At 37.5% G+C, this 12,568-nt stretch carries 14 protein-coding genes; 11 read left to right on the top strand and 3 right to left on the bottom strand.

What is annotated here, in order from left to right:
* The first annotated feature begins 198 nt into the window (after positions 1–198).
* The 3 genes from AC1UFB_RS17085 to AC1UFB_RS17075 all read left to right on the top strand — a co-directional run bounded on the left by AC1UFB_RS17085 (position 199) and on the right by AC1UFB_RS17075 (position 2,720).
* Entirely contained in the window at positions 199–1,275 is a 1,077-nt protein-coding gene (locus AC1UFB_RS17085) for an AI-2E family transporter (protein ID WP_025908881.1), read from the top strand.
* Between the two features lie 177 nt (positions 1,276–1,452).
* Entirely contained in the window at positions 1,453–2,307 is an 855-nt protein-coding gene (gene folD, locus AC1UFB_RS17080; protein ID WP_025908880.1) for a bifunctional methylenetetrahydrofolate dehydrogenase/methenyltetrahydrofolate cyclohydrolase FolD, read from the top strand.
* Positions 2,308–2,414: 107 nt separating this feature from the next.
* Complete coding sequence (locus tag AC1UFB_RS17075) at positions 2,415–2,720, top strand: RsiV family protein (protein ID WP_482589539.1); 306 nt, start codon at positions 2,415–2,417, stop codon at positions 2,718–2,720.
* 2 nt (positions 2,721–2,722) lie between these two features.
* Here AC1UFB_RS17075 and AC1UFB_RS17070 read toward each other — a convergent pair whose 3' ends face one another.
* Positions 2,723–2,989, bottom strand: a complete 267-nt coding sequence (locus AC1UFB_RS17070) for a hypothetical protein (RefSeq protein ID WP_062954487.1) — start codon at positions 2,987–2,989, stop codon at positions 2,723–2,725.
* A gap of 148 nt (positions 2,990–3,137) precedes the next feature.
* Between AC1UFB_RS17070 and AC1UFB_RS17065 the strand changes: the two genes are divergently transcribed.
* The 8 genes from AC1UFB_RS17065 (at position 3,138) to AC1UFB_RS17030 (ending at position 11,124) form a co-directional block, all read left to right on the top strand.
* Positions 3,138–3,374, top strand: coding sequence for a YuzF family protein (locus AC1UFB_RS17065; protein ID WP_025908877.1), 237 nt, complete (start codon positions 3,138–3,140; stop codon positions 3,372–3,374).
* Positions 3,375–3,526: 152 nt separating this feature from the next.
* Entirely contained in the window at positions 3,527–4,423 is an 897-nt protein-coding gene (locus tag AC1UFB_RS17060) for a manganese catalase family protein (protein WP_025908876.1), read from the top strand.
* A 125-nt stretch (positions 4,424–4,548) separates the two neighbouring features.
* Positions 4,549–6,753 carry a glycosyltransferase family 39 protein gene (locus AC1UFB_RS17055; protein ID WP_482589538.1) on the top strand — a complete coding sequence of 735 codons (2,205 nt, stop codon included), beginning with the start codon at positions 4,549–4,551 and terminating at the stop codon, positions 6,751–6,753.
* Positions 6,754–7,716 (top strand): glycosyltransferase family 2 protein, encoded by a 963-nt coding sequence (locus AC1UFB_RS17050; protein ID WP_025908874.1) that lies wholly within the window; start codon positions 6,754–6,756, stop codon positions 7,714–7,716.
* Positions 7,709–8,122: a GtrA family protein gene (locus AC1UFB_RS17045; protein ID WP_025908873.1), complete on the top strand. Its 414-nt coding sequence runs from the start codon at positions 7,709–7,711 to the stop codon at positions 8,120–8,122. The genes AC1UFB_RS17050 and AC1UFB_RS17045 overlap by 8 nt, the downstream gene beginning before the upstream one ends.
* Positions 8,112–8,996 (top strand): UTP--glucose-1-phosphate uridylyltransferase GalU, encoded by an 885-nt coding sequence (galU, locus tag AC1UFB_RS17040; protein WP_100347643.1) that lies wholly within the window; start codon positions 8,112–8,114, stop codon positions 8,994–8,996. The genes AC1UFB_RS17045 and galU overlap by 11 nt, the downstream gene beginning before the upstream one ends.
* An 84-nt stretch (positions 8,997–9,080) precedes the next feature.
* Positions 9,081–9,758, top strand: coding sequence for a response regulator transcription factor (locus AC1UFB_RS17035; RefSeq protein WP_025908871.1), 678 nt, complete (start codon positions 9,081–9,083; stop codon positions 9,756–9,758).
* Between the two features lies 1 nt (position 9,759).
* Complete coding sequence (locus AC1UFB_RS17030; protein ID WP_025908870.1) at positions 9,760–11,124, top strand: sensor histidine kinase; 1,365 nt, start codon at positions 9,760–9,762, stop codon at positions 11,122–11,124.
* 26 nt (positions 11,125–11,150) lie between these two features.
* On the opposite strand, the gene AC1UFB_RS17025 is transcribed toward AC1UFB_RS17030, so the two are convergent.
* Together AC1UFB_RS17025 and AC1UFB_RS17020 are read right to left on the bottom strand one after the other, a co-directional pair.
* Positions 11,151–11,555 carry a GNAT family N-acetyltransferase gene (locus AC1UFB_RS17025; protein ID WP_025908869.1) on the bottom strand — a complete coding sequence of 135 codons (405 nt, stop codon included), beginning with the start codon at positions 11,553–11,555 and terminating at the stop codon, positions 11,151–11,153.
* A 299-nt stretch (positions 11,556–11,854) separates the two neighbouring features.
* Positions 11,855–12,334 (bottom strand): YhcN/YlaJ family sporulation lipoprotein, encoded by a 480-nt coding sequence (locus tag AC1UFB_RS17020; RefSeq protein WP_100347644.1) that lies wholly within the window; start codon positions 12,332–12,334, stop codon positions 11,855–11,857.
* Positions 12,335–12,568 lie beyond the last annotated feature (234 nt).

The raw sequence follows: 12,568 nt of genomic DNA, 5'->3' as shown, positions 1-12,568 counted from the left end.
TCATTGGTAAGTGTTACCCTTATACTTCAACAGAGAGTAATTGTAATCCTTTAATTCAACTTATATAGATGAAATATAGTTCGTATTTACGTATATACGAAATACATATATTTATACATGTGTAAGGAGGAGTGAATCTTTAAGCTAGTAAAGTTAACAAATAAATTAAGATAAAATTAGGGAGTAGATTGTGTGAAAATGCCGCGTTTCTTTAAAAGTGGATTAGGAATTTTATTATTATTATTAATTCTATTTATGCTGTCAAAAGTGCAGTATATCTTACAGCCGATTGGCGTTATGATTACAACTATATTAGCTCCGATTTTAATCGCAGGGGTTTTGTATTACTTACTTAGCCCTATTGTTCGACTGATTATGAGAGCAAAGGTCCCCAAAACATTAGCGATTCTATTTGTTTTTCTTTCATTCATTGGTTTTCTAACCGGTGGAATCGTATTTTTATATCCTATTATTCAAGAACAGCTGTTGTCCTTAGCAAATTATCTACCAACGCTCGCGAAAGACGTGATGAATTTAATTAAAGATCTCCAACATTCACCGTTCACCGCTCGCTTTGCGGAAGAAGCAACAAAGTTTGATTTAGAGCAGCGCTTGACTGATATACTTGGGAACGTGGGGGATATGGCAACGACGATTGGTACAAGTACGTTAAAGATTTTTGACGTTTTGACAAGCACAATTATTGTCATTATTACCGTTCCGTTTGTACTATTCTATATGTTAAAAGATGGAGAAAACTTACCTAAGCGCATCGTTCGTTTGACACCAAAGCGCTATCGTCATGATATCGACGGAATTTTAAGTAAGATAAATACAGGATTGAGTGCATTTATCCAAGGGCAAATTATTGTCAGTATGTTCGTTGGGGTTTGCGTTTATATTTGGTATTTATTAATTGGGTTAGATAATGCACTTGTGTTAGCGTTAATTGCATTATTTACGAATCTTATTCCGTTTATTGGACCGTTTATTGGGACTCTTCCTGGTGTCATTATGGGATTAATTCAAGATCCGTATATGGCGCTTTACGTTATTTTAGGCGTACTAATTATTCAACAAATTGAAAGTAACTTAATTTCTCCTCAAGTAATGGGAAGAAAGCTTGACGTTCATCCTGTAACCGTGATTTTGCTTTTATTAATAGCGGGTAGCGTAGCTGGATTTTTAGGATTGTTATTAGCACTGCCAACTTATACAGTGTTAAAAGTAATTGTTAGTCATATCTATGGAAGATTAATGGAAGATGACGAATAGAGCAAGCGACGTGTGTGATTTATATCATACACGTTTTTTTGTAGATATTATCCGTTTATTTTTGAATTATATATAAAAAAATAATAGTTTTTTATAAAAATGTTGAAAAAATACGAACTTTTGTGTTAGATTATTTAATATAATTCGTAGATAAAGATTTGGAAGGAGCCGTTTTACATGACAGCAACGATTATTAAAGGTAAGGAAGTAGCAGCAGAATTACGTGCCGATTTAAAAGAAGAAGTCGCACAATTAAAAGAGCAAGGTGTTGTACCAGGACTTACAGTTATCTTAGTAGGTGATAATCCAGCTTCACACTCTTATGTGAAAGCTAAGGCAAAAGCATGTGAAGAAATTGGCGTGGCATCAGAAGTAATTAAGCGTGATGTTAACATTACACAAGAAGAATTATTACAAGAAATTCAACAGCTGAATGAAAGTGAAGCTGTACATGGAATTTTAGTACAGCTGCCATTACCAAATCATATTGATGAAAAAGCTGTATTAAACGCGATTTCTCCTAAAAAAGATGTAGACGGTTTTCACCCTGTAAGTGTTGGAAATATGGTGATTGGAGACGAGTGCTATCTCCCATGTACACCACACGGAATCATTGAGCTGATCAAGCGTTCAGGTGAAGAGATTTCAGGTAAACATGCAGTTGTAATTGGTCGCAGCAACATTGTTGGAAAGCCGGTTGCTATGCTTCTTCTTCAAGAAAATGCAACGGTAACGATTGCTCATTCACGCACAAAAGACCTATCAGCAATGATCAAGCAAGCTGATATTTTAGTGTCTGCTGTTGGTCGACCACGCTTAGTGAAAGCAGAAGACTTAAAGCCAGGTGCTATCGTTATTGACGTTGGGAACACGATGGAAAATGGAAAGCTTGTTGGTGATATTGATTATGAACCAGCAAAAGAAGTAGCAGGGTATATTACACCAGTACCAGGCGGTGTTGGTCCAATGACGATTACGATGCTGTTGAAAAATACAGTTGATGCAGCGAAAACAATTAACAATTTAAAGTGAAACCCTAGACACAAGAAAGAGACTGAGACATAAGTAGTTCAGCCTCTACTATACCTGAACGATTGAGAGTTCATAACTTTTAATCGTTCAGGTTTTTTTGGTTGATTGTGAAAACAAAGAATGGAAAGGTATATAAACTAAAGGATTTATTTAAGCCTGACAGCAATTATGTTAAACGCTTATCTGAGCTCGTGGAGAATCAGATTAAAGAACGAGACATTATGGTTCTCGGAGAATATACGGGAATTAACCCAAATCAAGACTTTTATATTGCCGATAAGTCGCTTATGTTATTTTATCAGCTCTATGATTTAGCACCGTATGCATATGGGATTCCTTACTTTCCTATTTCTATTTATGATATTCAAGATATAATCGCAGACGAAGGGCCTCTTGGTCAAATGTTTGGATAAAGTTATAAAAAATTTCGGTGAGGACGAACATAGCGCTTTACTTCTGCAGTTAACAGCTGACGAAGCGATTTATTTGATACGGCACTTGCAATATCTTTTACTACAGGAAATACCCCAATGGAAGTAACGTGCACGCGTACATCTCCTTCAAAAAGTATGTCCCCCGCTTTTGTTTTAATCTTTGTGAAAACAACAGCTTCTTTTGTCTCAGGTTTGTCTATTGGATAAGAGTCTTTAATATGAAATCGAAATGCATAATCTTCGCTCATAAATAGCCTGCCTTTTTTCATTTTTGTTTTATTATATTCACTAGAACCAAGCCATGTAAAGCATAAGTGTGTACGTTAATAAATGTTCATATTTGAAAGAATGATGCATACATTAAAACGACAATAGAAAAAAGGAGACGATAAACGGATGACTTATGAACAAGACGAGCGTAATTATGAAGCGCCTTATATGGTAACTCAAGTCGATCCTTATGTATTTGCGACTCTTGAATCAGTCAAGGGGAAAGAAGTAGTTATTGAAACCGTACGTGGAAACATACGTGGAAAAGTTAAGGATGTTAAAATTGATCACGTTGTCATTCAATCAAAAGATTCTAGCTTCTTTGTACGTATTCAACAAATTGTGTGGATTATGCCTGAATAATAAGCAGAAAAAAAATGCGCCTCAATTGTTAGATGGTTTAACGGTTGAGGTGCACAGTTTTTGTGTAAAAGTTCATTTGGCGAATGAGACAACCTTGTCACTTCATACATCTTAATGAATGGAATTTTTCAGAGAGAGTGGAGGAATGCGCTATGTTTAAGCGGATTGATAAATTATTAATTGATTTACCAGAGTCGAAAAATCCAGATCCGAACGCAGCTGCTGCTGTACAAGAGCTATTAGGTGGTAAGTTTGGAGAGATGTCTACTCTAAACAACTATATGTATCAGTCATTTAATTTTCGTACAAAGAAAAAGCTGCGCCCATTTTATGATTTAGTTGCGAGCATTACAGCAGAAGAGTTTGGGCATGTAGAACTCGTATCCAATACAATTAATCTTATGTTAGAAGGATCTACGTTTCCGGGTGATCCAGACATTACGCCAATGCAGGATGCAAAGGATGTGCGCAATACCCAGCATTTTATTGCCACTGCGCAAACAGCTTATCCATTCGACTCTATGGGAAAAGCTTGGACAGGAGAAAATGTCTTTAATAGTGGAAATTTAATTCTGGATTTATTGCACAATTTCTTTTTGGAGTGTGGGGCAAGAACCCATAAAATGAGGGTATACCAAATGACAGATAACCCAGTTGCTCGTGAAATGATTGGATATTTATTAGTTCGTGGTGGGGTTCACGTTGTGGCATATGCTAAAGCGTTAGAAATCGCAACCGGTGTGGATGTTACAAAACTAGTGCCAATTCCAAATTTGAGTAACAAATCGTTCGATGCTGCTAGAAAATATGAAGACCAAGGTGTTCATCGCCGTCTCTATACATTTAGTGATGCTGATTATATGGGAATTGCGAAGATTTGGAAAGGTACGCACCCAGAAGATGGTGGGAAGCTAGAAGTCATTGAAGGAACGCCTAAAGGTGCGAAAATTCCAGACTTAGAAGAGGTAACTGAAGAGTTTGCTCCTGGAATCGGTCCAGATGAGTTCGCAGAGATTGCCAAACGATTGCAGCGTAACGCAGGGTTATAGTGGTAAGCAGGTGTAGATTACACCTGCTTTTTTTTGTACATAAATAGTTAATCTAAGAAGAATGTTCATAATCAGTTCATATTCGTTTATTACACTAGCCTTACAATCAATAAGGGAGTGAAAGAATGAATAGAAAAAAGAAAAAAATTGATAAATGGTTAGTGTGGATTTTAACACTAGCTGTAGCCTTAAACTTTACGAATATATGGGAAGATGAATATGTCAACCAGTATTACACCTCAGCTGTCAAAAGCATGATGCAAAATTTGCATAACTTCTTTTTTGCATCGTTTGACCCAGCGGGGTTCGTAACGGTGGATAAGCCGCCCGTTGCGTTTTGGATTCAAACGATTAGTGCTAAGATTTTTGGATTTCACGGTTGGAGTGTGATTTTGCCTCAAGCGTTAGCAGGAGTAGGGTCAGTTATTCTGCTGTACGTCATGATAAAAAAAGTATTTGGTGTAGCTGCGGGGCGAATAGCTGCGCTAACCATGGCTATAACGCCAATTGTTCCAGCCGTTAGTCGAACCAACAACATCGATAGTTTACTTGTTTTTACCTTATTATTAGCAACGTGGATGCTGTTTAAAGCGGTAACCATAAAAAAACATCGCTGGCTGTTTCTAGCGTTTGTGCTCATTGGTGTTGGATTTAATATGAAAATGATGCAAGCTTATATGGTTTTACCAGCATTTTATTTATTTTACTGGCTATCAGCAAAGATTGACTGGAAGAAAAAAATCAGCTTATTATCTGGAGCGACAGTACTACTAATTGTTGTATCGCTTTCATGGGCAACAATTGTTGACTTAATTCCAGAAGATAAAAGGCCTTATATTGGAAGTAGTGAAACAAACTCAGTATTAGAGCTAGCGCTCGGTTACAACGGTATTTCGCGTTTGACAGGAGAGATGTCTGGTGGGGGTAGCCCCCAAGGAAGCCGTGGACAAAATGAAGAACAAGGTGAGCATCTGATACCTCCAAGCGGTGATAAGCAAGATGAATTAGCATTAGAAAATGAAGGGATGCAAGGTGGAGGAAATACAACTGATTCAAGTGACAATGAAAATCAGCAAAACTCAAACTTAGATAGTGGACAAGACTCAAATTTTAGAAATGCACCAGGCGGACAATCCCCTCCACAGATGGACGGAGATAACAATGACCCTGGTGGAGGAAACGCTGGAAGATTTAATACAGGAACGCCTGGCATGTTTCGATTAATTCAAGATGGACTTGCAGATCAGATTAGCTGGTTTTTACCATTAGCGATTGTGAGCATTATCAGTTTGTTGGGAGGGGCAAGAGTAAAAGAAACCCTAAGCACGAAAGTTCTTCATACTGTATTTTGGTTAGCGTGGTTAGTACCAGTAGCTGTGTTCTTTAGCATTGCAGGATTTTTCCATCAGTATTACCTCATCATGCTAGCACCGCCGTTAGCAGCAGTAATAGGAGCAGGACTCCCAGTTTTATGGAAGGCATATCGTGGCCTCGAAGGGTGGAAGTCATGGCTGTTGCCGGTAGGTATTGCATTAACAGCTGGGTTGCAGGTTAGCATTATGCTACCGGATCGTGAAACAATCGGTCTTGCATCTATCTTGGCTGTGGGGATTATCGGAATTACATTGGCTTTAGCACTTGGGAGTATGAAACAGCGATCAGCAATCAATACGTATATGATGACAGCAGCACTTATTGTGCTTGTGATTGGTCCACTTTACTGGGCAATGACACCAATTCTTTATGGTGGAAACAGCATGCTTCCAGAAGCGGGTCCAACGTCTTCGCAAGATGAACAGCTACCTCAAATGGATGATATGGCATTTCCAGGTGATGAACAAGACGTCTCAATAAACAATAACAATCAAGTAGATACGAATGAAGCACCTAATGATGAAAAGAGTTCTACCAATAGAGAGAAGAGGAATGACGGTCGTGGAATGAATGGACAGATTAACCAATCTCTTCTTACGTTCCTTGAAAAGAATCGCAACGGAACAAAGTACCTATTTGCTACGCTCGATTCCACAGCGGCAGCACCGTATATCATTGAAACGGGCGAAGCCGTAATGACGATGGGAGGTTTTTCAGGGGCTGATTCCATTTTAACAGTTACAGAACTTGAAAAGCTTGTTGCAAGTGGAGATGTTCACTACTTCTTAATTGGAAATCGAGGAATGGGTGGAAACTCTGACATTATTAGCTGGATTCAGGAGAACGGCACAGAGATTCCTTCCGAAGAATGGAAAGAAAATGAGAATAGCCAACAAGATGGACCTGGTGGAGGGGCTTCACAACTCTATTATGTTGATATGAAAGGAGAAGAATAAATGAGTGCAATTAAATATTCCATTGTCATTCCTGTTTATAACGAAGAAGAGGTTATTCATACAACTTACCATCGTTTAACAGAAGTGATGAAGTCCACAGGAGAAGCGTATGAGCTTCTCTTCGTGAACGACGGTAGCCGCGATAAAACAGCAGATATTTTAATTCAATATAGTCAACAAGACTCGTCAGTTATGCTGTTAGATTTTGCACGTAACTTTGGTCATCAAATTGCAATTACTGCTGGCATGGATTATGCCAAGGGAGATGCGGTGGTAGTCATTGATGCAGATTTACAAGACCCACCTGAATTGATTCTCCAAATGATTGATAAATGGAAGCAAGGTTACGACGTAGTCTATGCGAAGCGTACAAAGAGAAAAGGAGAATCGTATTTTAAAAAGCATACCGCTGCCATGTTTTACCGATTACTGCGCTCAATGACTGATATTGAAATCCCTCTAGACACGGGAGATTTTCGCTTGCTAGATCGTAAAGTATGCGATCAAATGAAGCTATTACAAGAAAAGAATCGATTTGTCAGAGGTCTTGTCAGTTGGGTTGGGTTTAAGCAAATTGCCTTGGAGTATGAACGAGATGAACGAGCAGCTGGGGAATCAAAATATCCGCTGAAAAAGATGCTGAAATTATCGCTTGATGGCCTTACTTCCTTTTCATATAAGCCTTTAAAACTAGCAACTTATACTGGCGTAGCATTATCTTTTATCGGCTTTGTCTATCTTATTATCGTTTTATATTTAAAGCTATTTACGGATAACACAATTGCAGGGTGGTCATCTCTTATTGTTATTCAACTGTTGTTTAGTGGCTTTACTTTGGTGATTTTAGGAATGATTGGTGAATATATTGGTCGGATTTATGACGAAGCCAAAAATCGTCCGCTTTATATTGTGAGAAAAACATACAAGCAACAGCCGATAAGAAAGTTTGCTCATCGTGAATAAAAAAGGCTTACTTGCATTTTCAAAGTTTTCATCAGTTGGTGTCTTAAACACGGTAATTGATTTAAGCGTCTACATGGTGCTCGTGTCATTTGGCATGTATTATTTAATTGCTCAGTGGATATCTTATGGAGCTGGAGTTGCAAATAGCTATACGCTAAACAGAAAATGGACGTTTCAACGAAAAGAGCCCTCAACGGTTAAGGAAGTTACTAAATTTTTAGTTGTCAATTTGGTTACATTCATTTGTAGTTCACTTATTTTGCTGTTATGTCATGAATATGCCTCTTTCAACCTTTTTGTAAGTAAAGGGGCTGCAAGTATAGGTAGTTTAGGAATTAATTTTGTGCTAACAAATCGCTATGTGTTTACAAAAACAATGGAAGGAAGGGAACACTATGAACGTTAGAAAAGCAGTCATTCCGGTTGGAGGGTTAGGTACTAGGTTTCTACCAACCACAAAAGCTCTTCCAAAAGAAATGCTCCCAATCGTTGATAAGCCTGCCGTGCAGTATATTGTGGAGGAAGCAGTAGAAGCGGGCATTGAAAGCATTATTTTTATTACAGGTAAGCATAAAAAAGCAATCGAAGATCATTTTGATAAGTCAGTTGAATTAGAACATCTGCTAGTAGAAAAAGGAAAGTATGAACTATTAGAAAATGTACAGCGTATTTCGAAGATGGCAAGCGTACACTATATCAGGCAGCAGGAGCCTCAAGGGCTCGGGCATGCAATCTTGTGTGCAGAGAAGTTTATTGGAGATGAACCTTTTGCAGTCTTGCTTGGTGACGATGTAATGGTAGGTGAAACGCCGGCTTTGAAGCAGCTTATAAAGGTATATGAAGAACTGAATCAATCGGTTATTGGTGTTAAAGAAGTAAAGAAAGAAGATGTATCAAAGTATGGAATTATTAAAGCTGGGTCTGTGGTTGGGGATGTATATTCAGTTGAAGACGTGGTGGAAAAGCCAAAACCTGAGCAAGCGCCATCGAATGTAGCCATTATGGGAAGATATATCTTAACGCCTTCTATTTTTCAGTCGCTAAAAAAAATTGAAAAAGGAGTAGGAAATGAATTACAATTAACAGATGCGATAAAAGATTTATCTCAGTATGAACAGATTTTTAGTGTGCGGCTAAAAGGAAGTCGTTTCGACATTGGTGATAAGGTTGGTTACTTACAGGCAATGGTTGAAATGGCTTTAAAAAGAGAAGATTTACGGAATATATTTTTATCTTACTTGCAGCAAATTGTTCAACAAGAGCGATTGAAAACAAAGTAAGAGCATTGTTCATATTCAATTCATATTTAATTTATATAATAAAGTCACATGATAAAGGATGATAATGGACGGGGGAAATACAGCGTGATTCAAATTTTAGTAGCAGACGATGATCAGCATATTCGAGAGCTGATTTCAGTTTATCTAGAAACACAAGGATTTAAAGTGATTGAAGCAGGAGATGGAGAAGAAGCGTGGCAAAAGTTAGAAGAATTTAGAGTAGACTTGGCCGTGGTAGATATTATGATGCCTTATAAAGATGGATGGGAATTAACAAGAGAGATTAAAGAGTATTTTGATATACCCGTACTAATGGTAACGGCTAGAGGTGAAGCTCACGATAAGCTAAAAGGCTTTGATATTGGAACGGATGACTATGTTGTCAAGCCATTTAACCCTGAAGAATTAGTTGCTAGAGTGAAGGCACTTTTGAGAAGGTATCGAATTGAAGCAAGTAATATTGTTCATATTGAAAATATACGATTAGATCGTACGAAACTTGAAGTGCATGTTGGTGACTATGTTGAAAGCCTTCCTCTAAAAGAATTTGATCTTTTGTTTAAATTGGCGAGTTCACCTGGGAAAATCTTCACAAGAGACCAGCTTATCCAAAGTATTTGGGGTTTCGATTACGAAGGAGATGAACGAACTATTGATGTCCACATCAAAAGGATTCGTGAGCGCTTAAATCAAAGTGGTCTTAAGGCAAATATTGAAATTAAAACCGTTCGAGGGCTAGGGTATAAACTAGAAGGGTGTTAATGTGAAGTCAATTTATTTGAAACTGGTGCTTTCGTTTATAATAACGATTGTGTTAAGCGTTATTATTACAATTACTATTACAACACTTTTAAGTAAAGACAGGCTAGGTGATAAGCTAGAACCGGATATGTTTCGGATGGGTGAGGAGTTCATTCAATTATACGGTGCAAATGGTTCCGATGAAGCCGCTCGTTTTTTATCGAATACATCATTTATTCACTTTTCATTTATTATTGTTGATTCCGAGTATAATAGGAGAGTATTAGGCGATCGAGGACCGACCTTGCCCATTGACAAAAGCGTTGTAGATAATGTTTTGCGGGGAGATCGGTTTTCAACGGTTGAAAGTGAACCATCCAATAAGCCAAAACCAAACATTGTGGGAATACCCTTTATTGAAAATAATCAGAAATATGCTTTATTTGTTCAGTCGCATCCTCAAAGGCAAATTTCTGTTATTCAAGACGTACAGCTTATTCAGCTCATAAGCGTGTTGTTTATTGGAATTATTTTATTTGCATACGTTTCTACGATTCTTATCAAACCAATTCAGCGATTAAGTGGAGCAATGAAAAAAGTAGGTAAGGGGGATTACTCGGTTCAAGTTGAGCATGCATCTAGCGATGAGATTGGTTTATTAACCAAAAATTTCAACCAAATGGCAAAAGAACTCAACAAAATTGAAACGATGAGACAAGAGTTTATTGCGAGCGTCTCCCATGAAATTCAATCACCGTTAACTTCTATTAAAGGTTTTTCAAAAGCCTTAAAAGATAATATTGTGAGTGAAGATAAAAAGCAGCAATATTTAACGATTATTGAAAAAGAAAGTACAAGGCTTTCACAATTAAGCTCGAATCTTTTAAAGCTAGCTTCATTAGATGCTGAGCATCATCCGTTTCATCACAAAACGTACGATTTGGATGAACAAATCCGTCATGTCATTCTGGCGTTAGAGCCACAGTGGACAGAGAAGGAACTTGAGATTGAGCTCGATTTAGAAAGAGTTAGGATTGAAGGAGATGAAGAGCTACTGGAGCAAGTATGGCTTAACTTGCTTTCAAACAGTATTAAATATACGCATCAAAGCGGCACGATTGAAGTTTCAATGGCTTCTATGAAAGAAGGTGTAACCGTTTCAGTGAAAGATACGGGAATTGGTATAGATGAAGAAGATCAAAAGTACATTTTCGAAAGCTTTTACACAGTAGATAAATCAAGGTCGCTAAAAAGTAATGGGCTGGGGCTTGCGATTTCTAAAAAAATTGTTAACTTACATGAAGGCTCGATTTCTGTTGAAAGTCGCATAAATAAAGGAAGTACGTTCACGGTATTTCTTCCCGATAAAAAGTCTCAAAGCACCTGAGTTTATACAAGTGCTTTGAGACTTTTTTAATTGGAACGAGGAATACGAAAAGCGACGTCCACTTGTTCAAAACCAATATGAGGATAGTATTCAACTGCGCTTGGTGCAGATAATAAAATAATGGCTGATTGATCAGTTGCTTCTTCTTTTATTTTATTGAGAAGTGTTTTTCCAATTCCTTTTTGCTGGTATTCTTTACACACGGCAAGATCTGATACGTAGCAGCAATAGCTAAAATCAGTTACGCAGCGAGCGATGCCAATTAGCTTTTCACCATCCCAAGCCGTAATCAGTAAATTCGCATGGTCAATCATTTTCTGGATTCGAGCCACGTCTTGGATAGGACGCTTGATACCAGAAGATGCAAAGACGCTGATTAGTTGTTGCGCATTAATAGGACAATTTCGTTTATAGGTAATGGTAGTTGTCACAATAGAACCTCCTTTTGTTACATAAAATAATACCATATTTTAACTAAAAAGAATATTCAAATTTTTAATTCCTACTTGACATATAGGTAAAGTGTAAATGATATAATACTATAGATTATTTGGAAAAATGAGATAGTTAATTTGCTGATCGGTCAACCAAAGGCTTATACTTTGTCCACAAAGTATGAGTTTTTTTGATAAACCCTACTATCATAGTAACTAAAAAAGAAACCCGTTGAACAAGGGTTTCTCTTTTTTAGCACATAGCGAATGGACTTGTTACGCTCAATCACTCTAATTTAACGAGCGTTAGGAAATACTCTTCGAATGGTTTCAGTAAACTCTTCAAATAACCCTTTTACTGGAGCGCCTTCATTAATTCTGTTTCCATAATCCCTCATACGCTCTACAAAGTCAGGATTAGATGATACAAATACGTCTCGAATATCTGGATCTGTCGCTCTTACTTGATCGGCAATCTTCTTTTCTAAACGATCTGTTACTTCTCCTTTTGTTCCATCACGTAAAACAACTGCCACATAGGCATTTCGGTTTGTAACAATCACAATTGCACTGTCTACTTCGTCTAATTTAGCAATGCGATCTGCAGCCTTATCAGCTACCTCTAATCGTGTCTGATTATTATCATCTACATTATTATTCTCGGTTCCATCGGGTTGGAATCCCACATCTCGTGGTCCATTGTTGCGATCATTTTCTGCCTTTTGTTCAGAAGGTTCTTCAGTTGGATCGGGCTCGGCTTCATCCTTTTTTATCATTACAACCGAAAAGGAATCCTACAGATAAAATGGTGGATAGAAGGCCAAATAAATATTTTCTTTTTTTCATCTTGTCTTACTCCTTTCATTTTAACATAACATTTCTTTCGTTATTATCCGTTTAAAGAAGAGAGAGTATACGAGCTTTTTTATATACTGTTTAACTCACTAACGTCGCATAAATATTGACTGAATTTTCCGTTTTATTATTTTTCCGTTTGAGAAGAAAAATGA

The organism is Priestia sp. KCTC 13724, from assembly GCF_056820425.1.
The sequence above is the reverse complement of the archived record's forward strand: the minus strand, read 5'-3'. Positions and strand labels throughout refer to the sequence as shown.